25 protein-coding genes and 1 pseudogene are annotated in these 25,537 nt (G+C 73.9%); 15 read left to right on the top strand and 11 right to left on the bottom strand.

The window, feature by feature from the left end; genetic code table 11:
- Positions 1-141: 141 nt before the first annotated feature.
- The 4 genes from ACFYW1_RS23995 to ACFYW1_RS23980 all read left to right on the top strand — a co-directional run bounded on the left by ACFYW1_RS23995 (position 142) and on the right by ACFYW1_RS23980 (position 3,715).
- The gene (locus tag ACFYW1_RS23995) at positions 142-978 is read left to right on the top strand and encodes a DeoR/GlpR family DNA-binding transcription regulator (protein ID WP_388996713.1); all 837 of its coding nucleotides are present in this window, start codon (positions 142-144) and stop codon (positions 976-978) included.
- Positions 979-1,077: 99 nt separating this feature from the next.
- Positions 1,078-1,521, top strand: coding sequence for an SRPBCC family protein (locus ACFYW1_RS23990; protein WP_388996710.1), 444 nt, complete (start codon positions 1,078-1,080; stop codon positions 1,519-1,521).
- Between the two features lie 105 nt (positions 1,522-1,626).
- Positions 1,627-3,174, top strand: a complete 1,548-nt coding sequence (locus ACFYW1_RS23985; protein WP_388996708.1) for an SDR family oxidoreductase — start codon at positions 1,627-1,629, stop codon at positions 3,172-3,174.
- A gap of 61 nt (positions 3,175-3,235) precedes the next feature.
- A complete protein-coding gene (locus ACFYW1_RS23980) occupies positions 3,236-3,715 on the top strand; it encodes an SRPBCC family protein (protein WP_388996705.1) in 480 nt (159 codons plus the stop codon).
- Positions 3,716-3,744: 29 nt separating this feature from the next.
- Here ACFYW1_RS23980 and ACFYW1_RS23975 read toward each other — a convergent pair whose 3' ends face one another.
- The gene (locus tag ACFYW1_RS23975) at positions 3,745-4,878 is read right to left on the bottom strand and encodes a PLP-dependent cysteine synthase family protein (protein ID WP_388996702.1); all 1,134 of its coding nucleotides are present in this window, start codon (positions 4,876-4,878) and stop codon (positions 3,745-3,747) included.
- A 194-nt stretch (positions 4,879-5,072) separates the two neighbouring features.
- Between ACFYW1_RS23975 and ACFYW1_RS23970 the strand changes: the two genes are divergently transcribed.
- Entirely contained in the window at positions 5,073-5,390 is a 318-nt protein-coding gene (locus ACFYW1_RS23970) for a hypothetical protein (RefSeq protein ID WP_388996699.1), read from the top strand.
- Positions 5,391-5,577: 187 nt separating this feature from the next.
- Positions 5,578-6,099 carry an ATP-binding protein gene (locus tag ACFYW1_RS23965; RefSeq protein ID WP_388996696.1) on the top strand — a complete coding sequence of 174 codons (522 nt, stop codon included), beginning with the start codon at positions 5,578-5,580 and terminating at the stop codon, positions 6,097-6,099.
- 179 nt (positions 6,100-6,278) lie between these two features.
- On the opposite strand, the gene ACFYW1_RS23960 is transcribed toward ACFYW1_RS23965, so the two are convergent.
- Entirely contained in the window at positions 6,279-6,569 is a 291-nt protein-coding gene (locus tag ACFYW1_RS23960; RefSeq protein WP_388996692.1) for an SHOCT domain-containing protein, read from the bottom strand.
- Between the two features lie 196 nt (positions 6,570-6,765).
- Positions 6,766-7,980 carry an ROK family protein gene (locus ACFYW1_RS23955; protein WP_388996689.1) on the bottom strand — a complete coding sequence of 405 codons (1,215 nt, stop codon included), beginning with the start codon at positions 7,978-7,980 and terminating at the stop codon, positions 6,766-6,768.
- Positions 7,981-8,102: 122 nt separating this feature from the next.
- Here ACFYW1_RS23955 and ACFYW1_RS23950 point away from each other — a divergent pair, with 122 nt between their 5' ends.
- Together ACFYW1_RS23950 and ACFYW1_RS23945 are read left to right on the top strand one after the other, a co-directional pair.
- Positions 8,103-9,392, top strand: coding sequence for an MFS transporter (locus tag ACFYW1_RS23950; RefSeq protein WP_388996686.1), 1,290 nt, complete (start codon positions 8,103-8,105; stop codon positions 9,390-9,392).
- Positions 9,389-10,144 carry a maleylpyruvate isomerase family mycothiol-dependent enzyme gene (locus ACFYW1_RS23945; protein WP_388996682.1) on the top strand — a complete coding sequence of 252 codons (756 nt, stop codon included), beginning with the start codon at positions 9,389-9,391 and terminating at the stop codon, positions 10,142-10,144. Before ACFYW1_RS23950 ends, ACFYW1_RS23945 begins: the two co-directional genes overlap by 4 nt.
- A gap of 77 nt (positions 10,145-10,221) precedes the next feature.
- Here ACFYW1_RS23945 and ACFYW1_RS23940 read toward each other — a convergent pair whose 3' ends face one another.
- The 3 genes from ACFYW1_RS23940 to ACFYW1_RS23930 form a co-directional block, all read right to left on the bottom strand.
- Positions 10,222-10,887, bottom strand: coding sequence for a response regulator (locus tag ACFYW1_RS23940; protein WP_388996679.1), 666 nt, complete (start codon positions 10,885-10,887; stop codon positions 10,222-10,224).
- On the bottom strand, positions 10,884-12,170 hold the full coding sequence (locus ACFYW1_RS23935) for a sensor histidine kinase (RefSeq protein WP_388996676.1): 1,287 nt from the start codon (positions 12,168-12,170) through the stop codon (positions 10,884-10,886). Before ACFYW1_RS23935 ends, ACFYW1_RS23940 begins: the two co-directional genes overlap by 4 nt.
- A gap of 189 nt (positions 12,171-12,359) precedes the next feature.
- Entirely contained in the window at positions 12,360-13,085 is a 726-nt protein-coding gene (locus ACFYW1_RS23930; protein WP_388996673.1) for a TetR/AcrR family transcriptional regulator, read from the bottom strand.
- A gap of 235 nt (positions 13,086-13,320) precedes the next feature.
- Between ACFYW1_RS23930 and ACFYW1_RS23925 the strand changes: the two genes are divergently transcribed.
- The gene (locus ACFYW1_RS23925; RefSeq protein ID WP_388997085.1) at positions 13,321-13,728 is read left to right on the top strand and encodes a nitroreductase family deazaflavin-dependent oxidoreductase; all 408 of its coding nucleotides are present in this window, start codon (positions 13,321-13,323) and stop codon (positions 13,726-13,728) included.
- 117 nt (positions 13,729-13,845) lie between these two features.
- Here the strand turns inward: ACFYW1_RS23925 and ACFYW1_RS23920 are convergent, their stop codons facing one another.
- Complete coding sequence (locus tag ACFYW1_RS23920) at positions 13,846-15,060, bottom strand: geranylgeranyl reductase family protein (RefSeq protein WP_187438762.1); 1,215 nt, start codon at positions 15,058-15,060, stop codon at positions 13,846-13,848.
- A gap of 183 nt (positions 15,061-15,243) precedes the next feature.
- On the opposite strand from ACFYW1_RS23920, the gene ACFYW1_RS23915 reads away from it, so the two are divergent.
- The 4 genes from ACFYW1_RS23915 (at position 15,244) to ACFYW1_RS23900 (ending at position 19,858) form a co-directional block, all read left to right on the top strand.
- Positions 15,244-16,608: a dipeptidase gene (locus tag ACFYW1_RS23915; protein WP_388996669.1), complete on the top strand. Its 1,365-nt coding sequence runs from the start codon at positions 15,244-15,246 to the stop codon at positions 16,606-16,608.
- Positions 16,609-16,700: 92 nt separating this feature from the next.
- On the top strand, positions 16,701-17,861 hold the full coding sequence (locus tag ACFYW1_RS23910; protein WP_388996666.1) for a DUF1266 domain-containing protein: 1,161 nt from the start codon (positions 16,701-16,703) through the stop codon (positions 17,859-17,861).
- Positions 17,858-19,018, top strand: a complete 1,161-nt coding sequence (locus ACFYW1_RS23905; RefSeq protein WP_388996663.1) for a DUF1266 domain-containing protein — start codon at positions 17,858-17,860, stop codon at positions 19,016-19,018. Before ACFYW1_RS23910 ends, ACFYW1_RS23905 begins: the two co-directional genes overlap by 4 nt.
- A gap of 129 nt (positions 19,019-19,147) precedes the next feature.
- Positions 19,148-19,858, top strand: coding sequence for an MBL fold metallo-hydrolase (locus ACFYW1_RS23900; RefSeq protein ID WP_388996660.1), 711 nt, complete (start codon positions 19,148-19,150; stop codon positions 19,856-19,858).
- Here ACFYW1_RS23900 and ACFYW1_RS23895 read toward each other — a convergent pair.
- Positions 19,817-20,854: an NUDIX domain-containing protein gene (locus tag ACFYW1_RS23895; RefSeq protein ID WP_388996657.1), complete on the bottom strand. Its 1,038-nt coding sequence runs from the start codon at positions 20,852-20,854 to the stop codon at positions 19,817-19,819. The two genes, ACFYW1_RS23900 and ACFYW1_RS23895, sit on opposite strands and share 42 nt — an antisense overlap.
- A gap of 387 nt (positions 20,855-21,241) precedes the next feature.
- Here ACFYW1_RS23895 and ACFYW1_RS23890 point away from each other — a divergent pair, with 387 nt between their 5' ends.
- Positions 21,242-21,766: an excalibur calcium-binding domain-containing protein gene (locus ACFYW1_RS23890; protein WP_388996654.1), complete on the top strand. Its 525-nt coding sequence runs from the start codon at positions 21,242-21,244 to the stop codon at positions 21,764-21,766.
- A 46-nt stretch (positions 21,767-21,812) separates the two neighbouring features.
- Here the strand turns inward: ACFYW1_RS23890 and ACFYW1_RS23885 are convergent.
- Together ACFYW1_RS23885 and ACFYW1_RS23880 are read right to left on the bottom strand one after the other, a co-directional pair.
- Positions 21,813-21,999: pseudogene (locus ACFYW1_RS23885) on the bottom strand (carbohydrate ABC transporter permease); the annotation flags it as partial.
- 124 nt (positions 22,000-22,123) lie between these two features.
- Complete coding sequence (locus ACFYW1_RS23880) at positions 22,124-23,062, bottom strand: ROK family protein (protein WP_388996651.1); 939 nt, start codon at positions 23,060-23,062, stop codon at positions 22,124-22,126.
- Positions 23,063-23,325: 263 nt separating this feature from the next.
- Between ACFYW1_RS23880 and ACFYW1_RS23875 the strand changes: the two genes are divergently transcribed.
- Positions 23,326-24,354, top strand: a complete 1,029-nt coding sequence (locus tag ACFYW1_RS23875; RefSeq protein WP_388996648.1) for a LacI family DNA-binding transcriptional regulator — start codon at positions 23,326-23,328, stop codon at positions 24,352-24,354.
- 27 nt (positions 24,355-24,381) lie between these two features.
- Here ACFYW1_RS23875 and ACFYW1_RS23870 read toward each other — a convergent pair.
- Positions 24,382-25,537: DUF6986 family protein (locus ACFYW1_RS23870; RefSeq protein WP_388996645.1), on the bottom strand; the 1,156-nt coding region annotated here is incomplete at its 5' end.

Raw genomic sequence — 25,537 nt, 5'->3', positions numbered from 1 at the left:
TCACCAGAATCGTGGAAGAGGGCTGGTGTCCGCACCCTCTCCCCCGAATCTCCCCGGTGCGGCGGGCGGCCACACCGCGTGGCAGGATGACCCCGTTCGGAGGGACTGGCGCACGGCCGGAGGAAAGGACGGGACCCCGCGTTGAGCGAGAATCAGAATCTGCTCGCGGAGCAACGGCGTGCCCTGATCCTCGACGAGGTGCGCAGGCGCGGCGGGGTCCGTGTCAACGAGCTGACCCGGAGGCTGAACGTCTCCGACATGACCGTGCGCCGGGACCTGGACGTGCTGTCCCGCATGGGGGTCGTGGAGAAGGTGCACGGCGGGGCCGTCCCGGTGGCCGGGGCCAGTACGCACGAGCCCGGTTTCGAGGCCAAGTCGGCGCTGGAGCTGGCCGCCAAGGAGGACATCGCTCGGGCGGCGGCGGCCATGGCCGCGCCCGGCAGCGCGATCGCGCTCTCCGGCGGCACGACGACGTACGCGCTCGCCCAACGGCTGCTGGACGTACCGGATCTGACGGTGGTGACCAATTCGGTCCGGGTCTCCGACGCGTTCCACTCCGCGCAGCGGGCGGGGTCCTCGTCGGGAGCGCGGGACGGGGCGGCGACGGTGGTGCTCACCGGCGGGGTGCGGACCCCGTCGGACTCGCTGGTCGGTCCGGTGGCCGACCGGGCGATCGGCTCCCTCCACTTCGACGTGCTGTTCCTCGGGGTGCACGGGATCTCGGTGGAGGCGGGTCTCTCCACGCCCAATCTGGCGGAGGCCGAGACGAACCGCCGGTTCGTGCAGTCGGCGCGGCGCGTGGTGGTGGTCGCGGATCACACCAAGTGGGGCACGGTGGGCCTGAGTTCGTTCGCGTCACTGGAGCAGGTCGACACGTTCGTGACGGACGACGGGCTGTCGGCCGCGGCCCGTGCGGAGATCGAGGAGCACCTGCCGGGTCTGGTGGTGGCGGGGCGGGGCGCGGAGAGCGGCTCCTGAGCCGAGCACTCACCGGCGGATTCCGTTTGTCCTCCCCGAAGGGGCGGCCGGACCGCGCGGGCCGGGCCGTACCGGTCGGACACGCCCTAGGATCGTGGGGTGGCAGTCTTCCGGATCGAGCGATTCAGTTCCTTGACCGCGGCCGAGTCCTGGCGCCGCGTCACGGACTGGGAACGGCATGCCGCGCAGGTTCCGCTGACCAGGATCACCGTGCCCACGGGGCTTCCCACCTCGGTCGGGACGGTCTTCGTGGCGCGTACCGGGGTGGGCCCGCTGGGGTTCGACGACCCGATGGAAGTGGTGCGGTGGTCCCCGCCCGCCGCCGGGCGCGCGGGGCTGTGCAGGCTGGAGAAGCGCGGCCGGCTGATCCGGGGCCGGGCCTCGATCGATGTGTATCCGACCGGTTCCGGATCGCATGTGGTGTGGGTGGAGGAGCTGACCGTCCGGCTGCTGCCGCGGTGGGGCGATCCGCTGATCGCCGGTGCGGGCCGCCGGGTCTTCGGCCGGGTGCTCGACAGCATGCTGGACCCCGTGGCCCGGTGACGGCCGTGGCGCCTTTCGTCCGGATCGTGGCGGCCGGGTGGCCGGGTTCCACCGTTCGGGGGCCTGTGCCCGCCCCGCGCGGTGATCGGTGCGAGACTCGGGCGGGTGGACGAATCCTCCGGTGACGCGCGGCTGCGCTGTCTGGTGACCGGTGCCTCCGGGTACATCGGCGGCAGGCTGGTGCCCGCGCTCCTCGACGCCGGCCATCGGGTGCGCGCGCTGGCCAGGACCCCGAGCAAGCTGCGGGACCATCCGTGGGCGGACCGGGTCGAGGTGGTCGAGGGCGACGTGGGGGACGCCGCGTCGGTGCGGGCGGCGATGGCCGGTGTGGACGTGGCGTACTACCTGGTGCACGCGCTCGGCTCCGGGCCCGGGTTCGAGGAGCGGGACCGCGAGGCGGCCCGGATCTTCGGCGAGCAGGCGCGGGCGGCGGGGGTCGGCCGGATCGTCTATCTCGGCGGGCTCACCCCGGCCGGGGTGCCCTGGCGGGAGCTGTCGCCGCATCTGCGGTCACGGACCGAGGTGGGGCGGATCCTGCTGGATTCCGGGGTGCCGACGGCCGTGCTGCGGGCCGCGGTGGTCATCGGGTCGGGCTCGGCCTCGTTCGAGATCCTGCGCCACCTCACCGAACGGCTGCCGCTGATGATCACCCCGAGCTGGGTGCGCACCTCGATCCAGCCGATCGCGGTGCGGGACGTCGTGCGTTACCTGACCGGCTGCGCCACGCTGCCCGCCGAGGTGAACCGCACGTTCGACATCGGCGGCCCGGACGTCATGACGTACCGGGACATGATGCGGCGCTACGCCGAGGTCGCCGGGCTGCCTCGGCGGCTGATCCTGCCCGTGCCGGTGCTCACGCCGGGGCTCTCCGGCCTGTGGATCGGGCTGGTGACCCCGGTGCCGCCCGCCATCGCCCGCCCGCTGGCGGAGTCGTTGCGCCACGAGGTGGTCTGCCGCGAGCACGACATCGCCCGGTACGTGCCCGATCCGCCGGACGGCGTGATCGGTTTCGACCGGGCGCTGCGGCTGGCCCTCCAACGGGTCAAGGAGGCCCGGGTGGACACCCGCTGGTCGTCCGCGACGGCGGCGGGTGCGCCCAGCGACCCGCTGCCCACCGACCCCGACTGGGCCGGCGGAAGCCTCTACCGCGACGAGCGGGAGCTGACGGTGCCGGTGGCGCCGGACTCGCTCTGGCGGGTGATCGAGGGCATCGGCGGCGAGAACGGCTGGTACTCCTTCCCGCTCGCCTGGGCCGTACGGGGGTGGCTGGACCGGATCGTCGGGGGCGTCGGGCTGCGGCGCGGGCGGCGGGACGCGCAGCGGCTGCGGGTCGGGGACTCGCTGGACTTCTGGCGCGTGGAGGAGATCGTGCCGGGCGAACTGCTGCGGCTGCGCGCGGAGATGCGGCTGCCGGGTCCGGCCTGGCTGGACCTCTCGGTGGGCCGGGACGAGCGGGGGCGGACGGTCTACCGGCAGCGGGCCCTGTTCCATCCGCGCGGGCTGCTGGGCCACGCCTACTGGTGGAGCGTGTGGCCGTTCCACGCGGTGGTGTTCGGCGGCATGGCCCGGAACATCACCACGGCCGCCCGAAGCGTCCCGTCCGGCCCTCCGCCCGGTCCCCCGGCCGGCCGTCGGGCGCACGAAGACAACTGACGGTACGCCAGCTATGGTGTGCGCGACCCGTCCGTCACCGATCGCACGGGAGGTGCGTTCCATGCCACGCCGACTCCGTTCCGTGGGGCTCGACTTCATCGACTCCGCCCCGCTGCGGCTGGTCTTCGCCGCCGAGGTGTCCGCACCGGCCGACGCCGTCTACCGCGCCCTCGCCGACGACGTGCCGGGCTGGTCCGAGTGGTTCACGGCGGTGACGGCGGCCCGGCCGACCGACGACGGCGCGGGCCGCGAGATCCGGCTCAAGGGGGGCGGGGCGCTCCGCGAGACGATCGTGGCGGCGGAGCCCGGCGAGCGGTACGCCTACCGGGTCGACGAGGCCAACGCCCCAGGGGTGCGCGCCCTGTTGGAGGAGTGGCGGCTCACCCCGGCCGGGACGGGGACCCGGGTGCGATGGACGTTCGCCGCCGACGGTTCCGCGCCCTTCCGGCTCGCCCTGCGGCTGGGCCGGCCGGGGCTGGGCCGGGCCTTTCGGAGCGCGGTGCGCAACCTCGACGGGCGGCTGGCCGGCCGGGCGTCCTGAACTCCCCGGCGGGACTGGCGGGACACCCCCTAGCAGGGCCACTTCCCGTCGGCGAGGAAGGACTCGATGGTCGCCGTGTACGGGGCGATGTCCAGGCCCTGGTCGGCGAGCCAGCTGTCGGAGTAGTACTTGTCGAGGTAGCGGTCGCCGGGGTCGCAGATCAGCGTGACGACGCTGCCCGTGCTGCCCTGCGCGACCATTTCGGCGACCAGTTTGAACGCGCTCCACAGCCCGGTCCCGGTGGAGCCGCCCGCCTTGCGGCCGATGGCCTTCTCCAGGGCGCGCACGGCCGCGACGCTGGCCGCGTCCGGCACCTTCATCATCCGGTCGATGGCGCCGGGCACGAAGCTCGGTTCCATCCGGGGCCTGCCGATGCCCTCGATCCGGGAGCCGCAGTCGCTGGTGGCCAGCGGGTCGTGCCGGGTCCAGCCGTCGAAGAAACAGGAGTTCTCCGGGTCGGGCACACAGATCCGGGTGTCGAACTGCATGTAGTGCACGTAGCGGGCGATGGTCGCCGAGGTACCGCCGGTGCCCGCCGTGGCGACGATCCAGGTCGGCTCCGGGTAGCGTTCCAGCTCCAGTTGCTGGTAGATCGACTCGGCGATGTTGTTGTTGCCGCGCCAGTCGGTGGCCCGCTCGGCGTAGGTGAACTGGTCCATGTAGTGCCCGCCGGTCTCCTCGGCGAGCGCGGCGGACTCCTCGTACATCTTCCGCGAGTCGTCCACGAAGTGGCAGCGGCCGCCGTGGAATTCGATCAGCCGGCACTTCTCGGGGCTCGTGGTGCGGGGCATCACGGCGATGAACGGGACGCCGATCAGTTTGGCGAAGTACGCCTCCGACACGGCCGTCGAACCGCTGGACGCCTCGATCACCGGCTTGCCCGGCCGGATCCAGCCGTTGCAGAGCCCGTAGAGGAAGAGCGAGCGGGCCAGCCGGTGCTTGAGGCTGCCGGTGGGGTGCGTCGACTCGTCCTTCAGGTAGAGGTCGATGCCCCACGCCTCGGGCAGCGGGAAGCGCAGCAGGTGGGTGTCGGCGGAACGGTTGGCGTCGGCCTGGACCTTGCGGACGGCCTCCTTGAGCCAGGCCCGGTAGTCGGCGTCGGAACGGTCGACGTCGACGGTCGTCGCGACACGCCCGTCGCCCCTGTGTCCAGCGATGTCCATCAGCGCGCTCCTCCTCGTACGACCGGACTTCCCGGCCCCACGATATTCCCCCCACCTGCACAAACGTTTACTTTGAGGCCCCATAGGGCTGCCTTGGCCCCGCGGGGCCGAACGGGCGCCGACGCGGCCTGGCGCGTCGGCCCCCGCTTGTGCAGACTTCCCATCAGAAGCATCACGAAGGGGGCGAAGCCGTCATGCCGGAAACGGAGTTCAGTGCCACGGGGGTACGGATCGAACGCTGGGCCCGCTCGCTCACGCGGGCCGGGCAGGTGATCGTCAAGGACGGCAGGCTGGCCCTGCTGACCAGTAACGGACGGGAGATCGACAGCGCGCCGCTGGGGGCGGTGAGCGCGGGCAGGCCGTGGTTCGCCGGGGCCGGGGCGGCCGTGGCCCGGCTCAACGGGACGCGGTACCGGCTGACGATGGGGCAGCGCGATCACGGCCCGGACCGGACGGGACCGGCCCGCCGTTTCCTGGAGACGCTGCGCAGCGCGGGCGGGCGGACGACCTGATCCGGCGGCGCCACCGGAACACCGCGAGTTGCGGAGCCGCGACCCCTGGGTGACATTGGACACGCATCACTCATGGTTCACCGGCGGTGACACTGTGGTAAGCGCCGCCGGACCGGATTCGGCAGCCAGTCGGCTGCCTCGTCCGTCACTCCGTCTTCTTCCGGACCTATTTCGGGGAGTCGCAGCCGTGATCAGCGAGCCAAGCAGGCACTGCACGGTGGAGCTCCAGGCCCTGCCGTCGCGGATCGGTCAGGTCCGCAGAATCATCTCGGCGCAGTTGCGCTACTGGCATCTCGATCCCTTGATCGACCAGGCCGCGCTCGGCGTCACCGAACTGCTGACCAATGTTCACCGGCATGCCCAGCCGGACAAGTCATGCACCGTCGAGATCGAGCTGCTGCTCGAACGGCTGACGGTGTCCGTCCACGACCACGACCCACGGATGCCCACCGTGCGCGAGGCGAGCACGTCCAGCACGTCGGGGCGCGGGCTCGCACTGATCGCCGCGGTCAGCGAGAGCTGGGGAGTCCGCCCGAGGGGCGGGGCCGGCAAGGTTGTCTGGTTCACCCTTCCGGCCCCACCCCGGTGCGTCGCACCGGCACCGCATTCGGTGTACGGGGCCACCACCGACGGCCCGTTCGAGCCGGACCTCGTCACGGAGCCGGGGCTCGGGCTGCCCTCCGTCGCGCGGTCGGCGGTGGTCGGCTAGAACCTCTCGTCCGGATCATGCCGGGCCCGATCCGGACGAAAGTCCCTGTGGCATGCCCCCGGCGTGCCGCCCGTGGGCGGCGCGCCGGGGGCACGGCCGAGGGGGTCTCCGGCGCCGGCCGGGCCGGGCCGCGAAGGCATCCGGCGCGGCCCCGGCGGGCGATGCGGCCGGGGCCGAGGTCATGCCCCCGCTCCCTTGACGCCGCGGCCGAACTGCTCGTCCAGGACGGAGAGCCGGCGCCAGTACTCGTCCTCGTCGATCTCCCCGGCCGCGAAGCGGCGGCCGAGCAGGGTGATCGGCGACGGTTCGGCGGGCGTCCCTCCCGGGGTACGGGCCTGCCAGGGGGCCCGGCCGCCGCGCCGGACGGTCCTGCGCAGCAGGGTGAGGCCGCCGATGACGACGGTCGCCCAGAAAAGCGGGAAGAGGAGGATCCAGGGCCCGGGTCCACCGCCGTGCGCCAGGGTGTTCATCTCGGTCAGCTCCCTCGTTCGGGGGTTCGTGTCGAGGTTTTCCCGACACCTCCGAGACTGGCCCCGGCAGGGGGCCCGGGTCGTCGTGCGGCCGGCGGCCGTGTGCGTACCCCCTCGGGAGTACGTGACGCCCCCTCCGCTGCTCCCGGCCCCGCTCCGGCCGCCCCTCCCCCGCGCGGGGTCCGGGCCCCGGGTCTCAGGCGAGCGCGGCCAGCGGGTCGTCCAGCACCGGCTGCCAGGCCAGTTCCGCCGCGCCCACCAGGCTGTTGTGGTCCAGCGTGCAGGGCAGGATCGGCACGCTGCCGCTGCGTCCCCACAGGCTGCGGTCGGCCACCACCGCGCGCAGCCGCTCCGGGTCGGCGTCGAGCAGGGCGCGGTGCAGTCCGCCGAGGATGATGCGGTCGGGGTTGAGGATGTTGACCAGTCCGGCGAGTCCGAGGCCGAGCCGGTCGGTGAGTTCCTCGGCGGCGCTCCGTACCGCTGCGTCCTCGTACTCCGTGCGCAGCAGGTCGCCGGCCTGCTTGAGCAGGGACTCCTCCGGGCCGGGTTCGCGGCGGGCGGCGACGAGGAAGGCCAGCGGGTCGGTCTCGACGTCCAGGCAGCCGCGGCCGCCGCAGTGGCAGGGACGCCCCTCGGGGTTCACCGTGAGATGGCCCACCTCCAGCGCGAGTCCCGAACTCCCGGTGTGCAGGCGGCCGTCGAGCACCAGGGCCCCGCCCACGCCGCGGTGGCCGGTGGCCACGCAGAGCAGGTGCCGGGCGCCCCGGCCGGCGCCGTGCCGGTGTTCGGCGAGCGCGGCGAGGTTGACGTCGTTCCCGGTGAACGCGGGCCCGGTGATGCCCGCCTCGCGCACGCGGGCGGCGAAGATCTCGCTCACCGGGGCGCCGGCCGGCCAGGCGATGTGCAGCGGGTTGAGCGCGTTGCCCTCCGGTTCGGCGACCGCCGAGGGGACCGCGAGACCGGCGCCGACGCAGCGCAGTCCGCTCTCCCGCAGCAACCGGGCGCAGGCGTCGACCACTTCGCCGATGACCTGTGCCGGGTCGGCCGTGACCATGACGCAGCCGGGGGCGGTGGCCACCAGCCGGCCGCCGAGACCGACGAGGGCGGCCCGGAACCCGTCGGCGTGCACCTGGGCGGCGATGGCGACGGGGCCGGACTCCCGGACGGCCAGCCGGTGCGAGGGCCGGCCCTGCGACCCGGCGGCGGAACCTGGCCGGGAATCGACCCTGATCAGGCCGAGCGCCTCCAGTTCCGCGGCGACCGCACCGGCCGTCGCCCGGGTCACCCCCAGCTCGGAGGTGAGGACCGCGCGGGTGGGCGCGCGTCCGGTGTGGATCAGTTCCAGCGCGGGCCCGAGCGCGCTGCGGCCCCTCTCCAGCTTTGTCCGGGTGGTGGACACCTTGCCGTTCATGGGGGCGAGTCTCCCATGGTCCGAAGGTGCCTCCGACGCCCCGGTGGCGCGGTCGCGCCGCTTGCGTTCCCCCGTGCGCATCCGTCTTGCACCCACTGTCCCGGCGCCCCTATGCTGAGTTTGTGCCGCTACTAAACAAACTGCGGACGGCACTGTCGGGGGGACCGGGCGGAAACACCGCCGCAGCCCCGTCGGCCCGTCTCCGTCTCGCCCTCACCGTGTTCTTCGCCCTCGACGGATTCCTCTTCGCCGGCTGGGTGGTCCGTATCCCGGCCATCAAGCATCAGACCGGCGCCTCGGCCACCACCCTCGGCCTCGCCCTGCTCGGTGTGTCCGCGGGGGCCGTGGTGACCATGATGTTCACCGGCCGGCTGTGCCGGCGCTTCGGCAGCCATCCGGTGACCGTGGTCTGCGGGGTCCTGCTCTCCCTGGCCATCGCCCTGCCCGCACAGACGCATTCGGCGCTCGCGCTCGGCCTGGTGCTGCTGGTCTTCGGTGCCGCGTACGGCGGGATGAACGTGGCGATGAACAGCGCCGCGGTCGATCTGGTCGCCGCCCTGCGCCGCCCCGTGATGCCCGGTTTCCACGCCGCGTTCAGCCTGGGCGGGATGATCGGCGCCGGGCTCGGCGGACTGGTCGCGGGCGGCCTCTCCCCCGCCGCGCACCTCCTCGCCCTCACCGGGGCCGGGCTCCTGGTCACCGCCGCGGCGGGGCCGGTGCTGCTGCGTCACCCGGCCCCCGTCGCCGCGCCGGGGACGGACGGCGCCGGGAAACCGCGACGGCCGGACGGCCGGACCCGCCGCCTGGTGGTCCTGTTCGGCGTGATCGCGCTCTGCACCGCCTACGGGGAGGGCGCGCTGGCCGACTGGGGCGCGCTCCACCTGGAGCAGGACCTCCACGCCCACCCCGGGGTCGCCGCCGCCGGATACTCCCTGTTCGCACTGGCCATGACGGCGGGCCGGCTCACCGGCACCACCATGCTCGAACGGCTCGGCCAGACCCGCACCCTCGTCGTGGGCGGCACGACGGCCGCCGCCGGGATGCTGCTCGGCTCGCTCGCGCCCTCCGCCTGGGCCGCCCTGATCGGCTTCGCCGTCACCGGCCTCGGCCTGGCCAACATCTTCCCGGTCGCGGTCGGCCGGGCGGGCGAACTGGCCGGCCCCGGCGGAGTGGCCGCCGCCTCGACGCTCGGCTACGGCGGGATGCTGCTCGGGCCGCCCGCGATCGGCTTCCTGACCGACTGGTTCTCCCTGCCCGCCGCCCTGACCACGGTGGCGCTGCTGGCCCTCGCGGCCGCGGCGCTGGGGTACGGGGCCCGCAACGCGACCGCGCACGGACGGCCGGTCACGTCGCGGGAGGAGCCGGTCGCGCCGCACCGGGAGTCCCGGAGCGCTGCCACAATCGGGGCATGAAGATCACGGATCACATCCGATCGCTGTCCGCCGAGGGAGAGTTGCTGGCGGACGCCGCGCAGCGGGCCGGCACCGGGGCCCCGGTGCCGACCTGCCCCGACTGGCGGGTGCGCGACCTGCTCCGGCACACCGGCATGGTCCACCGCTGGGCGACCGCGTTCGTCGCCGAGGGTCACACCTCGTACCACCCCGACGGCGGGGAACCCGACCTGGACGGGGCGGAGCTCCTCGACTGGTTCCGCGAGGGCCACGGCCTCCTGGTCGACGCCCTGGAGGCCGCACCGGCCGAACTGGAGTGCTGGACCTTCCTGCCCGCCCCGTCGCCGCTGGCCTTCTGGGCCCGGCGGCAGGCGCACGAGACCACCATCCACCGGGTGGACGCGGAGTCGGCCCTCGGCGGACGGCCGTCACCGGTCGGGGCCGCCCACGCGGAGGACGGCATCGACGAGCTGCTGCTCAAAATGCACAGCCGCCCGAAGAGCCGGGTGCGCACGGACACCCCGTACTCGCTGCGGGTCCGGGCCACGGACACCGGTGCCGCCTGGACCGTCCGGCTCTCGGCGGAGCCGCCGCGGACCGGGCGGACGGACGGAGCCTCCCCGGAGGAACCGGTGGACTGCGAGGTGAGCGCGCCGGCCGAGGACCTGTATCTGACGCTCTGGAACCGGCTGCCGTTCACGGCGGTCACCGTGACGGGCGACCCGGAGCCCGCCCGGATCTGGCGCGAGAACTCCGGGATCACCTGGTCCTGACGGCGGGCCGGGGCGGCTGCGTCGGCTCGGCGCCCACCGCCCCGGCGGGGCGCGCCCGGTCCCTTCGCCGGGTCCCGTCAGCCGAGCCAGCCCGGACGCACCAGCCCCGACTCGTAGGCGAGCACGACGAGTTGCACCCGGTCGCGGGCGCCCAGCTTGACCATGGTGCGGCTGACGTGGGTCTTGGCGGTGAGCGGGCTGACCACCAGCCGCCGGGCGATCTCCTCGTTGGAGAGCCCCATGCCGACCAGCGCCATCACCTCCCTCTCCCGTTCGGTGAGCCGGTCCAGTCCCGCTGCAACCGCGGGCTCCTTGGACCGGGCCGCGAACTCGGCGATCAGACGGCGGGTGACGCCGGGCGAGAGCAGCGCGTCACCGCCCACCACCGCGCGTACCGCGCGCAGCAGTTCGTCCGGTTCGGTGTCCTTGACGAGGAAGCCGGAGGCCCCGGAGCGGATCGCCTCGAAGACGTACTCGTCGAGCTCGAAGGTGGTGAGCATGACCACCTTGACGTCGGCCGACGCGGTGTCCCCGGCGAGGGCGCGGGTCGCGGCGAGGCCGTCGAGACGCGGCATCCGGATGTCCATCAGCACGATGTCCGGGCGCAGTTCGCGCACCAGGCGCACGGCCTCCTCGCCGTCCGCGGCCTCCCCCACCACCTCGATGTCGGGCTGGGCGTCCAGCAGGGCCCGGAAGCCCGCCCGGACCAGCAGCTGGTCGTCGGCGAGCAGTACGCGGATCACGGTGTCTCCTCCTCGTGCGCCGTCGCGTCGGACGGGGCGGGCGGGCCGGACGAGCCGCCCGGGCCGGACGGGAGCGGGAGCTCGGCCCGTACCCGGAAGCCGCCGTCGGCCCGGGGGCCCGCCTCGATCGTGCCACCCAGGGCCGCGGCCCGCTCCCGCATCCCGGCCAGGCCGTTGCCGCTGCCGCCCGCGTCCTTGCCGGTGGCGGGTCCCTCGTCGTCGACGCGGAGCCGGATGCGATCGGTCCGGTAGCCGACGCGGACTCGCGCGGTGCGCGATCCGGAGTGCCGGACCACGTTCGTCAGCGCCTCCTGCACGATCCGGAAGGCGGCGAGGTCCGCGCCCGGCGGTACCGGCGGGCGCACGCCGTCGGTCTCGACGGTGACGGTCAGTCCGGCGGCCGCCGCCTGTTCGACGAGTTCGGGGAGCCGGTCGAGTCCGGGAGCCGGGGCCCGGGGGGCGTCCCCGGGGGTGCGCAGGGTGTCGAGGACCTGGCGGACCTCGCCCAGCGCCTCCTTGCTGGCCGCCTTGATGGCGGTCAGGGCGGCACGGGCCTGCTCGGGATCGGAGTCCAGCAGGGCGAGCCCGACGTTCGACCGGACGTTGATGACGGAGATGCTGTGCGCCAGGACGTCGTGCAGTTCGCGTGCGATCCGCAGCCGTTCCTCGTCCGCCCGCCGCCGTTCCGCGGCCTCCCGTTCCGCCCGCCGGTCCGCCCACTGCTCACGCCGTACGCGTACGAACTCGGCGGCGGCGACGATGGCCAGCACCCAGGCGGCGATGCCCAGTTCCTGGCCCCAGGGCGCGGCGTGGTCGTCGGAGGGCGGCAGCCACCGGTAGAGCCAGTGGCCCGTCACGACGTGGCCCAGCCACACCATGCCGACGGCCGCCCAGGCGGCCTTCCGGTGCCCCGAGACGACGGCGCCGAAGCAGCCCACGGCGACGGCCAGGAAGACCGGCCCGTACGGATAGCCGGCCGCCAGGTAGACCGTCACCGCGGCCGAAGCGCCGAAGACGGCCGCCACGGGGTGGCGGTGGCGCAGCAGGAGCACGGCGACGGCCAGGAGGAGCAGCAGCCGCGCGAAGGGGTCGAGCGGCGCCCGCTCGTCCACCTGCCAGCGGGCCGCGACGGTCGATCCGACCATGACGAGGACGCCGATCAGGATCGTCGAGGCCCAGGGGAGGCGGCCGGCCGCCTCCCCCCGCTCGTCCGTCAGCCACCGGGGCGGCTCGCCGTGCGGCCGGAAGGGGCCGCCGCCTCTGCGTGAGCGCTGCTCTTCCATGCCGGTCACGCTAGACCGCGAGCCCCGGCAAGGACGTCAGCCGGGCGTGGTGGTCGCCCGTACTCCCGGTGGAGTACGGGCGTACGGGCCCGGCGCGGCGCCCCGACCGCCACGACCGCTTTGGACACCGCGCGTCCCCGGACGATGCACCCCTCCTACCACGCACCTCCGGCCGTGCCGGGTGGTTCCTCAGGGGCGGAAGGAATCCCGGCCCCGGCGGCTGTCGAGCAGGCCGACCGAGCGGGCCAGTTCGGTGACGGCTTCCCGGAAGAAGGTCTCGCGGGCCTCCACGACCTTGTGGAACTGGCCGAAGACCTCGAAGGAGACCAGTCCGAACAGCTGCGACCAGGCGGCGATCAGCGGGGCCGCTGCCTCCGGGGGAAGCTCGGGGGCGATCTCGGCGGCCATCCGCCCGGCCTCCGCGCGCAGGTCGTCGGCGAGCGGAGGCAGGGCGAGTCCGTCCGAGTGGTAGGCGTCCGCGACCACACGGATCAGGATCCGGCCGACGCGTGCCGCGGGGCCGACCGTCGTCTGGGGCGCGGTGTAGCCGGGCACGGGCGAGCCGTAGATCAGGGCGTACTCGTGGGGGTGGGCCAGGGCCCAGTCGCGTACGGAGCGGGCCACGGCGATCCAGCGCGCGAGGTGCGGGGCGGCCTCGGCCACGGCGGCGCGGTGGGCGGCCTCGGCGGTTTCGCCCACGGCGTCGTACGCGTCGACGATCAGGGCCGTGAGCAGCTCGTCGCGGCTGGGGAAGTAGCGGTAGAGGGCGGAGGACGCCATGCCCAGCTCCCGCGCGACGGCGCGCAACGAGAGCTTCGCCGCGCCCTCGGCCGCGAGCTGCTTCTTCGCCTCGTCCTTGATCGCTGCCGTGATCTCGATACGGGCCCGTTCCCGGACTCCTCGGACTGTGCTCATGCCCGCCAGTCTGCCACGAGAGAGAGCACCGACCAACAATGAGAGCACCGCTCTTGATTTCGAGCACCACTCTCGTGCACACTGATCTCAAGCGAGAGCACCGCTCTCAAAGTGTGAAGGAGTCACCATGTCCCAGGAGCAGACGGCTCAGACCCGGGTCCAGCCCCAGCACCCGGCACAGGCCCCCGCCCAGGCACAGCCGTACTACCTCCGGGGCAGCGCCTTCAACGTCCGGATGAACAGCATCATCGGCTGGCTCGCCCGGCACGGCATCAGCCTCCAGGGCTCGGCCGAACTGTCGGTGCGCGGCCGCAAGAGCGGGCAGATGCAGCGCATCCCCGTGAACCCGCACACCCACGAGGGCGGGCAGTACCTCGTCTCCGCCCGGGGCCACTCGCAGTGGGTGCGCAACATGCGGGCCGCCGGCGGCGGCGAGCTGCGGGTGGGGCGGAAGGTCCGCGCCTTCGACGCCGTGGAGATCGCGGACGACGCGGAGAAGGCGATGATCGTCCGGACCTATCTGGAGCAGTGGGGCTGGCAGGTCAACGAGTACTTCCGGGGCGTCACCGCGAAGTCCACGGACGCCGAGATCCTGGCCGCCTGCCCGGACCACCCCGTCTTCCGGTTCACCGTGCGGGGCTGACCGTCCGGCCCGCCCCGCACGCCCCGCCCACCCGACGCCTCGTGGACCGGACTCCCGGCCGCTCGGCCCCGGCCCGCCCCGCACGCATCGGGCCGAAACCCCGGCGGCCCGTCGCCGCTAGCGGTCCATCGCCGACAGGGCCCGCTGCGCCAGCGGATGCGTACGGACCAGTTCGCCGAGCGAGGTCGTCCCCCGGGTGACTCCGGCGAACGCGTTCCAGGCCGGGCGGAATCCCGTCAGCACCGCGTGCAGCACTCCCGGGCGGCGCTCGAAGAGCTTCAGCATGCGCCGGCCGACACCCATCTCGACGCCCAGACCGGCCTTGATGGCGAAGGCGTAGTTCAGCGCCTGGCGCCTGGCGTCCACCGCGTCGTGCGACTCCGCGATCCGGACCGCCCACTCACCGGCGAGCCGTCCCGACCGCAGCGCGAAGGAGATCCCCTCGCGGGTCCACGGTTCCAGCAGCCCCGCCGCGTCGCCGCACACCAGCACCCGCCCGCGCGACAGCGGGGAGTCCTCGCTGCGGCAGCGCGTCAGATGCCCGGAGGAGATCTTCGGCTCGAAGCCGGCCAGACCGAGCCGGGCGATGAAGTCCTCCAGGTACCGCTTGGTCCCCGCGCCGTCGCCCCGTGCCGAGATCACACCGACGGTCAGGACGTCGCCCTTGGGGAACACCCAGCCGTAACTGCCGGGCATGGGGCCCCAGTCGATCAGCACCCGGCCCGCCCAGTCCTCCGCGACCGTGGCCGGAACCGGGATCTCCGCCTCCAGGCCGAGGTCCACCTGGTCGAGCTTCACCCCGACATGGGCTCCTATCCGCCCCGCGCTGCCGTCGGCACCGACGACCGCGCGGGCCAGGATCGTCTCGCCGCCGGACAGCACCACGGCGACCGTGCGCCGGTCCGGCACCGAGGCGCCGTGCTGCTCGACCCTCGTCACCGTCGCGCCGGTGCGGAGTTCGGCGCCCGCCTTCTGCGCCTCCTCGACCAGGCCCGCGTCGAACTCGGGACGGTTGATGAGCCCGAAGAGCATCCGCTTGGAGCGGCGGGTCCGCGCCAGCCTGCCGTTGAGCGAGAACGTGACCGCGTGGATCCGGTCCCGCAGCGGCAGTTCGAACCCCGGCGGCAGCGAATCGCGCGAAAAGCCGATGATGCCGCCGCCACAGGTCTTGTAGCGGGGAAGTTCCGCCTTCTCCAGGAGCAGCACCCGTCGGCCGGCCACCGCCGCCGCGTATGCAGCGGAGGCTCCGGCCGGTCCGCCGCCGACTACGACCACGTCCCACACGGCCGGTTCTTCGTGCTCATGTACGGCGTCTGCGTTCTCGCTGCTCACGATGTGCTTCTGCTCCCGATCCCACCAGTGGCCCATGCTGCTCACGGCATCCTACGGCGCGCCGGTCCCGGTCCCCCCTGTGGGAGGATCGGCCGTGCGTTCGCCCTGCACGCACCGCCGCACCCCCGGCATGCATGTAGCCGGATTCGTACACATAACGTCGCACCCATGAGGAGCGTGCCCATGACCGCCCGTCCGATTTCCGAGACCATCGCCTCGCTGATGCCCCGTGCCAAGGCGGAGCTGACGGAGCTGGTGGCCTTCCAGTCGGTGGCGGATCCCGCGCAGTTCCCGAAGAGCGAGTGCGAGGCGGCCGCCGACTGGGTCGCCGACGCGCTGCGCGCCGAGGACTTCCAGGACGTCGCCCTTCTCGACACCCCCGACGGGACACGGTCGGTCTACGGCTTCCTGCCCGGCCCGGCCGGCGCCCCGACCGTGCTGCTCTACGCGCACTACGACGTGCAGCCGCCGCTCGACGAGTCCGCCTGGCTCTCCCCGCCGTTCGAGCTGACGGAGCGCGACGGCCGCTGGTACGGCCGGGGCTCGGCCGACTGCAAGGGCGGCTTCATCATGCACCTGCTCGCCCTGCGCGCCCTCAAGGCGAACGGCGGCGTCCCGGTCTCCGTCAAGGTGATCGCCGAGGGCTCCGAGGAGCAGGGCACCGGCGGCCTGGAGCGGTACGCGGAGGCGCACCCCGAGCTGCTGGCCGCCGACACCATCGTCATCGGCGACACCGGCAACTTCCGGGTCGGCCTGCCGACGGTCACCGCGACGCTGCGCGGCATGACGATGCTGCGGGTCACGCTCGACACCCTCGAAGGCAACCTGCACTCCGGGCAGTTCGGCGGCGCCGCCCCGGACGCCCTGGCCGCGATGATCCAGCTGCTGGCGTCGCTGCGCGCCGAGGACGGCACCACGACCGTGGACGGGCTGGCCACGGACACCGAGTGGGAGGGGCTGCAGTACCCGGAGGCCGACTTCCGCCAGGACGCCAAGGTCCTCGACGGCGTCGGGCTGATCGGCACGGGCACGGTCGCCGACCGCATCTGGGCCCGGCCCGCCGTCACCGTCATCGGCATCGACTGCCCGCCGGTGCTCGGCGCGACGCCCTCGGTGCAGGCGAGCGCCCGCGCGCAGATCAGCCTGCGGGTGCCGCCGGGCCAGGACGCGGCCGAGGCGACCGAGCTGCTGACCGCGCACCTCAGGGCCCACACCCCGTGGGGGGCCAGGATCACGGTGGAACAGGTCGGCCAGGGCCAGCCGTTCCGCGCGGACACCTCCAGTCCCGCGTACACGTCCATGGCGCAGGCGATGGAGGTGGCGTACCCCGGCGAGAAGATGCAGACGTCCGGGATGGGCGGCTCGATCCCGCTCTGCAACACCCTCGCCGCCCTCTACCCGGAGGCGGAGATCCTGCTGATCGGTCTGAGCGAGCCGGAGGCGCAGATCCACGCGGTGAACGAGAGCGTGTCCCCCCAGGAGCTGGAGCGGCTGTCCCTCGCCGAGGCCCTGTTCCTGCTCAACTACGCGCAGTCCAAGCAGTCCTGATCCCGCGTCACCGACCGCGCCGGGTTCCGGCGGTCCGGGCCCGGACCGACCCGCCACGGGTCGGCCCGGGCCCGGTTCCGTAGGATCGGCCCGTGACGACGGGGACGGAAACCGGCTGGGCGCCGCCGACGGAGACCGAACGACTGCTGCGGGAGTCCGGGGCGAGCGGGGATCCGGAAGCGGTGCTCGACACGCTCTCCCGCTGCCGGCTCCATGTGATGGTCGCCCGGCTGCACGCCGACGCCCCGGGGTACATCGCCCCGTTCCCCTCGCAGCACGACCCCGTGACCGGCCGGACGTGCGTCCCGGTGCTGACGGCCGGCATGCTGCCGCCCTGGCATCCGGAGTGGGTGTTCCGCCGGACGACGCTGACGGAGCTCGCCGGTCGCTGGCCGGACAACAGGTGGCGGCTCGGTGTGAACCTCGCGACGCCGGGCGCGTTCACCCTCGACGCCCGCCCGAGGAACCGCAGGGCGTGGGCGGCCGCCGACGCGCGGTCCGCCGGACCGCCGGCGGGTCTGCTGCTCACGGACGGCGGCGGTCCGCTGCACGGCCCGGTCGCGCACGGCCTGGCCGTCGGCGCCCATCTCGCCGTGCACAACGGCCTCGTCTGGAACCGGCTCGGCACCGCCTACGCGGACTACGCGACGGATCGCGCATGGCTGCGCAACCCGTGGGAGATCGAGAGCCGCGCCGACCACCGGCAGACCCTCGACGCGCTGATGGCCGCCCGCCTCGTCGGCCGCACCCATGAGTCGGTGCTCCGGGTCCGGCGCGCGCTGGCCGACCGGCTGGGGCGCACGCCCTGCCTCCAGGAGTGGTCCGAGGGCGTCGCCGGGGCGCTGGGCCGGCGCGGCGCACCGGCCGGTGACCTGGCGGAGGCGGACCAGGCGCTCCGGCGCGTGGCACGGTACGAGGAGCGGTTCCGCGCCGACGGCGTCCTCGCTCCCGGCGGTCGGATCGACACCCTGTCCGCCTTCGACCACGGCCGTGCCGTCAATGTCGTACGGATGGGGCTGGGGGCGCGCTACTGCGACCCGCAGGAGGCCGAGCGGGCCGTCGTGCGGATCGGTGAGCTGGCGCGCCGGACGTACCGCTCCTGGGAGGAGTTCTCCCTCGGCTACGCCCTGACCCGGATGATCGCGTTCGACGGCGAGGACGACGCCGAGGAGAAGTACGCGCAGTCGCTGACCCAGCACCGCATCCTCACCCGGGACCCGACGAGCCCCTACCGGAACATCCCGTGGTCATGAACCCCCGTCCGCACCCGGCGCCCTGGGCCGCCCCCACCGTGACCGAGCACCTGTTGCACGAGGCCGGGGCGCGCGGCGACGTGGAGGCGCAGCTGCGGGTACTGGCCGATGCGCGCCTCTACATCCTGGCGCCGAAGGCGGAGGTCGACGCGGAGCCCGACATGGTGGTCTGGCGCTCCGACCGCGACGGGGCGGGACGCTCCTGGCGCCAGGTGCTCACTCACGGCATGCTGCCGCCCTGGCATCCCGAGTGGGTGTTCCACCGGGTCTCCCTCAAGTGGATCGCCGAGTTCGGCTGGTCCGACCCGCGGCAGTCGCTGGTGGTCAACCCCGGCAGCCCGGCACAGGTCCTTCTTCCCACCACCGCGCAGCACCGCGCGATGTGGCTGCGGTGCCACGCGGAGAACGACCGGCCGTCCGGGGGCCGGCTGATCGCGCTGCGGCACGGCGCGCTGCACGGGCCGCTCGCCCACGGCCTGGCCTGCGGCGCGCATCTGGCGATCGGGAACGGCGTGCCGTGGAACGAGGTCGGTGCGGTGTACCGCGGTTACGCCGATGAGCTCGAACTGCTCCGCGAGGCGTGGGGCATCACCGAACGCGCCGGCTGGCAGGAGCAGTTGAAGCATCTGCTGGACGGCCGGAACAGTCCGCCGGAGCCCGATTTCGCGCTCCGGGTGCGGGAGCGGCTGCGGGCCTCTCTCGGCGGGCCGCCGCCCGTCGACCTGTGGCGCGAGACCGCCGCCGGGCACGTCCAGGACCTCGGGCTGGGCCATGACACGGTCCTGCACGTCGAGGAGCTGGTGCGGCGCATCGTCCGGTACGAGGCGCGGTTTCGCGCCGACGGACTGCTGGCGCCGGACGGGGCGGTCACCACCACGGTCGGCTACGACTACGGGCGGGCCGTGAACCTGGCCCGCTGGGGGCTGTCCGCCCGGTTCTGCCACCCCCACGAGGCCGAGCGGGCGATCGTGCACGCGGGGGCGCTGAGCAGGTCCGCCTACGCGTCGTGGGAGGACTTCTCCGCCGCGTACACACTGGGCCGGGTGCTGCGCTTCGACGACGAGCAGTACGGCACGTACTACGAGCAGAACGTCACCGCCCACCGTCTCCTGGCGACGGACGAGGGCAGTCCGTGGCGGAACGTTCCCTGGCGCTGACCCCGGTCCGCGTCTCCTCCCGCGTGCCCCGGGGCGCTCGCGCGGCCGCGGCGCCGCTACGCGTTCGGCGAAGCTCGCCCAGAGCGTAGAACGGCGACTCCGGGCGGGCCGTCCACGTACGTTCGCGGCATGGACATCGTCGAAGTACTCCCCCAACTGCACATGTTCCGCTTCCGCATCGGCCAGGCGTACCTGTGGCGCGACGGCACCGACCTCACCCTGATCGACGCGGGCGACGTCGACGCGGCGGCCGCGATCGAGGGCGGGGTGCGCGGCCTGGGCCTGGACCCGGCCCGCATCTCGCGGATCGTGATCACCCACGGGCACTGCGACCACTACGGCGCCGCGCAGGAGCTCGCCGACCGGTACGGCGCCGAGATCCTCGCCCACGGCCTGGACGCGGCGGTGATCCGGGACGAGGAGAAGATCGCCGACCCGGTCCTGCTCGACTGGGAACGCCCGCTGTGGGAGCACGCGCGCACCGTTCCGCCCGCCCCGCCGACCCGGGTCGACCGGGAGCTGGCCGACGGCGACGAGATCGGCTTCGGCCCGGGGGCCCGGGTGGTCCACGCGCCGGGCCACACCCCGGGCTCCATCGGGATCCATCTGCCGCACCACGGCGTGCTGTTCACCGGGGACTGCGTGGCCGGGGTCGACCGGGTGATGCTGGGTGTGTTCAACATCGACCGGGCGCAGGCCGTGGCCTCCTTCCGGCGGCTGGCGGCGCTGGAGCCGGCCACGGTCTGCTTCGGCCACGGCGATCCGCTCACCACCGGCGCCGCCGCCGCGATGCTCGCCTCAGCCGACCGGGACTCCGGCCTCCAGGTTGAGCACGGTTGACCGCTCCCGGGCGCGCAGGGCCCAGCGCAGCCGTTCGTAGCGGGTCGGGGGCAGCAGGGTGGCCGCCTCGTCCTCGGTGACGAACCGCCAGCCGCGCAGTTCGGAGCCGGGCAGCAGCAGCCGTCCGGCGTCCGCGCCGGTCAGCAGTCCGCCGTCGAAGAGCAGCCGCAGCCCCCCGTAACCGGGCGGGTGGGGCGCCTCCCAGTCGACGACGAGGAGTTTCGGCACCCGGTCGAGGTGGATGCCTATCTCCTCGGCCACTTCGCGGATGCCGGCCTGGGCGGGTGCCTCCCCGGACTCGACCACCCCGCCGGGGAACTCCCAGCCGGGCTTGTACGTCGGGTCGACGAGCAGCACCCGGTCGTGTTCGTCGAAGAGCAGGACGCCGGCCGCCACGGTCTCCCCGGTGGGCTCGGGCGTCTGCACGATCTCGCACGGGGACGCCGCCCCGCTGCTGACCGCCTCGGCGATGAGCCCGGCCGTCTCGGACGGGGTGAGCGTGCCGGTGTCGATGACGTGGGCGTCCTGGGCGAGCCAGTGCAGCGCCGCCCGGTAGGGCTCGATGTGCTGGTGGGCCCACTGCCGTACCCGCTCGCTGTGCTCCGGGTCGTCGGGGAATTCCACCCGGTCGGCGATCCGTTGACGCAGGATCGTTTCCTCAGGTGAGAGCAGGACATGGCGCACGGGGATGCGGCGGGAGGCGAGCCCGCCGAAGATCTCGTCGCGATACTCCTGGCGCAGCAGTGTCATCGGTACCACCAGCACCCCTGGCACCTCGGCGAGCAGGGCCGCCGCGGTGTCCACCACCAGACGCCGCCAGATCGGCAGGTCCTGGAAGTCCGTCACCTCGGCGAGCCTCTTCTGGGGCAGCAGATGGCGCAGCCCCGCGCCGACCAGTTCGGGGTCGTAGAAGGTGCTGTTCGGGATCAGATCGATCAGTTCGCGCGCGGCGCTCGTCTTGCCCGCGCCGAACGCACCGTTGATCCAGATGATCACGGTTCCCCCTCTTCCGTAGCCCCCTGTGGCTTGCCCGCAACACCCTGCCGCGAAAACCAGGCCGTGGCGATGCTTGTTGCCCGAACGGAACCGACGACCGTCCGCCGCCCGCGCCCGCGGCACGGCTCCGGTCGGGCCCGTGGCCGGTACCAGGGCGCACAAAGGGAGTCGAAGCGGAGAGGAGGGCGGGAAACGTCCCCGCCCGGCCGGGTGCGGCAGGCCCGTCACCGGGCGGCGCCGCACATGCCGACGGATGCCGCGACCACCACCCGGGCACTGACCTTCCACCTTTTCATCACAATTGAATCACCAACGGAACATGTGACTCCTGGGCGTTCGACGGGGCAGTTACGTTCATCCCTCCATGAGCCGTACCAGGGGGGACATATGTCTCGAAGTCAGCAGCCGCCGTGGGGTCAGCCGCCCCTGCCGCCCGCCAACAACCCGTACGGGCCGCCCCCTTCGCCGGACTCCCGTCCGAAGTGGGCGCGCAAGCGGATCCTGATCCCGGCCGCCCTCCTCCTGCTCTTCATCGGCATGGGCATCGGCGGCGCGGACGATCCGGCCAGGACGGAGAAGACCGCGGACGCCGAGGCCGCACCGTCCGCCACGGTGACCGCCACGGCCACGGTGACGGCCACCCCGGCGCCGACCGTCACCGAGACGGTGACCGCGAGCCCGGAGCCGGCGCCGACCGTCACGAAGACCCGGACCGTCCGGGTGACCGTCCCGCCCGAGGCCGAGGACGAGGGGAACTCCGGCGGATCCGGGTCGGGCGGGGGCGGCGGCAGCAGCACGTACTACGCCAACTGCAGCGCCGTGCGCGCGGCCGGCGCCGACCCCATCCGCGTGGGCCAGCCCGGCTACGGCCGCCATCTCGACCGGGACGGGGACGGGGTCGGCTGCGAGTAGCGGCCGCCCGGGGCGGGGCGCCCCTTCCTCGGGTCCGGGACGGTGCTCAGCCCTTGCCGGGCCCGAGGGCGAATCCCGCGATGAAGTGCCGTTGGAGCAGCGGGAAGACCACGACCGGGGGCAGGGCGACGATCACCGGGCCCGCGCCGCGCGGGTTGCAGTCCGTGAAGAACTGGCCCCCGAGGTTGTTCAGGGCCGGGGAGCTCGTCGCCGTCGGAGACGAAGACCGGCGCCGGGCGAGGAAGCCGAGGGAGACCGCCATGAGGAAGGCGTGGACCCCGATCCGGCCCGAGCGGCTCCGGCGGGGGTGGGCGGCCCCTGCCACAGCCCGGTCACGCGCCCGCCGGACGGCTCCCGTCACCCCCGGGCGCCCACCCTCATCGCCGCCGCGGCGGCGCCCACCAGCCCGGCGTCGGTACCCATCACCGCCGGGGCCACCGTGAGCTGCCGGACGAAGGAGAGCGTGGCGTACTGGCGCAGGGCGCGGCGCAGCGGGCCGAAGAGGACGTCGCCCGCGCCGGCCACTCCCCCGCCGACCACCGCGATGTCGATCTCGACGAGCGTGGCGGTGGCCGCGATCCCGGCGGCCAGGGCCTGCGCGGCGCGCTCGAACGACGCGAGGGCGACCGGGTCCCCGGCGCGCGCCGCGGCGGCCACCGCGGCGGCCGAGTCGTCGCCGTCCGGGCCGGGCCGCCAGCCGGCCTCCCTCGCCCGGCGGGCGATGTTCGGACCGCTGGCGATGCGCTCGACGCAGCCGCGCGAACCGCACGGGCACGGGTCGCCGTCCAGGTCCACGCTGAGGTGGCCGATGTGTCCGGCGTTGCCCGTGGGGCCGGGGTGGAGCCTGCCGCCGAGGACCAGCCCGCCGCCGACCCCCGTGGACACCACCATGCAGAGCGCGTTGTCGTACCCCCGGGCGGCGCCCAGCCAGTGCTCGGCGGCCGTCATCGCGACCCCGTCGCCGACCAGTTCGACGGGCAGTCCGCCCGCCGCCTTGCCGACCCGCTCCACCAGCGGGAAGTCGCGCCAGGCCGGGACGTTGACGGGGCTGACCGTGCCGGCCGACGCGTCCACCGGGCCCGCGCTGCCGATTCCGACGGCCCTCACCCGTTCCCACGACGGGGCGGCGGACACCTCGGCGACGACCTCCTCCACCGCCGCCATCACCGTCTCGGCGCCCTCCCGGGCGGGGGTCGGCCGCTGCGCCCGCACGAGCAGCCCGCCGTCGCCGTCCACCAGCGCGGCGGCGATCTTGGTACCGCCGATGTCCAGCGCGGCGACGAGGTCGGTATGCATCGGTGAGGCTCCGTGAGTAGGCGGCGGGGACCTGGGGCTTCCCCTCCGGATCATGCCGGACTCGCGAGGCTCGGCACGCATGCGCCGGTCCGGCCCGATCCGAACAAAGGACCCCGGGGGTCAGGAATCGGTCTGCCCAGTCTCCATTCAGTTGACAACGTTGTCCAGGGCCTATGCTCGACGGCACAGCCTCCGGCCGTCCCCGTGGCGACGCCCGCGGACCCCCGCCGGACCGCCCGCCCCCGAGGACAGGACAGCGCATCGTGGCCGAGACCGCCCGTCACCCCGAGCCCCGTTACGGCAACCGGCCGACCATGAAGGACGTCGCCGCCCGCGCCGGGGTGGGCCTCAAGACGGTCTCCCGCGTGGTCAACAGCGAGCCGGGCGTCACCCCCGACACCGAGCGCCGGGTCCAGGAGGCCATCGAGGCGCTCGGCTTCCGCCGCAACGACAGCGCGCGGGTCCTGCGCAAGGGCCGCACCGCCTCGATCGGCCTGGTCCTGGAGGACCTCGCCGACCCGTTCTACGGTCCGCTGAGCCGCGCGGTCGAGGAGGTGGCCCGGGCCCACGGCGCCCTGCTCATCAACGGGTCGAGCGCCGAGGACCCGGAGCGCGAGCAGGAGCTCGTGCTCGCGCTGTGCGCCCGCCGGGTGGACGGGCTGATCGTGATCCCGGCCGGTGACGACCACCGTTACCTGGAGCCGGAGATCAAGGCGGGCGTCGCCACCGTCTTCGTGGACCGCCCGGCGGGCCGGGTCGACGCCGACACGGTCCTCTCCGACAGCTTCGGCGGTGCCCGCGAGGGCGTCGCCCACCTGATCGCGCACGGCCACCGGCGGATCGGCTTCATCGGCGACCGGCCGCACATCCACACGGCCACCGAGCGGCTGCGCGGCTACCACGCGGCGATGGCGGACGCCGGTACGCGGGTCGAGGACGCCTGGGTCTCCCTCGGCTCCACCGGGCCCGACCGGGTCCGGGCCGCCGTCGAGGGGATGCTCTCCGGCCCCGAGCCCGTCACCGCGATCTTCGCGGGCAACAACCGGGTGACGGTGACGGCGGTGCGCGTCCTCGCGGAGCAGGAGCGCCGCATCGCCCTGGTCGGCTTCGACGACATCGAACTCGCCGATCTGCTCGGCATCACCGTCATCTCCCAGGACGCCGCCGCCGTGGGCCGCACCGCCGCCGAGCACCTCTTCCGCCGCCTGGACGGCGCCGATCACACTCCGGCCCGCGTGGAGCTGCCCACCACGCTCATCCCGCGCGGCTCGGGCGAGCTGCCGCCCGCCTGAGCCGCGCGGCGCCCCGGCGGCCGGCCGTCAGGGCGCGGTCACCGTGAGCCCGGCCCGCCGCGGCGAGGCGAACGCGTCCAGGTCCGCACGGGTCAGCCCGGTCAGGCGGGCCACCTCGGCGGTGTCCAGGGCGCCGCAGTCGATGCCGCGCAGGAGGTAGCCGCTGAGCGCCTTGGCCGTGGCGGGTTCGTCCATGACGTCCCCGCCGGCCTTGGCCACGTACGCGGCGAGGCGGGCCGCGGCCTGCTCCAGACCCTCGCGGTAGAAGGTGTACACGGCCGCGTAGCGGGTCGGCAGGTGGCCCGGGTGCATGTCCCAGCCCTGGTAGTAGGCGCGGGCCAGGGCCCGGCGGGTGAGTCCGTAGTGGAGCCGCCATGCCTCGTGCACCCGGTCGGTGGGGCCGACCGGCAGGACGTTGGTGGAGCCGTCGGAGACCCGTACGCCGGTGCCCGCGGCGGCCACCTGCATGACGGCCTTGGCGTGGTCGGCGGCCGGGTGGTCGCTGGCCTGGTAGGCGGCGCTGACGCCGACGCAGGCGCTGTAGTCGAAGGTGCCGTAGTGCAGGCCGGTGGCCCGGCCCCGGGCGGCGTCGATCATGCGGGCGACGGCGGCGGTGCCGTCGGCGGCGAGGATGGACTGGCTGGTCTCGATCTGGATCTCGAAGCCGAGCCGCCCGGCAGGCAGGCCGTGGGCCTCCTCGAACGCCTCCAGGAGCCGGACGAAGGCGGTGACCTGCTCCGGGTACGTCACCTTGGGCAGGGTGAGGACCAGCCCGTCGGGGAGGCCGCCCGCCCGCATGAGACCGGTGAGGAAGATGTCCGTGGTGCGGATGCCCCGGTCGCGCACGGCGGCCTCCATGCACTTCATCCGGATGCCCGTGTACGGGGCCGCCGTGCCGTTCGCGTACGCCTCCGAGACCAGCCGGGCGGCACGGGCCGCGGCCGCGTCCTCCTCGGCGTCGGGACGGGGGCCGTAACCGTCCTCGAAGTCGATGCGCAGGTCCTCGACCGGCTCGCGCTCCAGCTTGGCGCGCACCCGGTCGTGAACGGGGCCGGCGAGCTCGTCCGGGATGCCGAGGACGGCGGCGAACGCGGCGGCGTCGGGGGCGTGTTCGTCGAGGGCCTCCAGCGCCCGGTCGCCCCAGGAGCGGATGGTGCCCGCGGCGAACGTGTCGCCGGGTACG

Origin of the sequence: Streptomyces sp. NPDC002669 (assembly GCF_042889165.1) — a bacterium.
In the GTDB taxonomy this organism is placed as follows: Bacteria; Actinomycetota; Actinomycetes; order Streptomycetales; family Streptomycetaceae; genus Streptomyces.
This window is presented reverse-complemented; position numbering and strand designations above follow the sequence as displayed.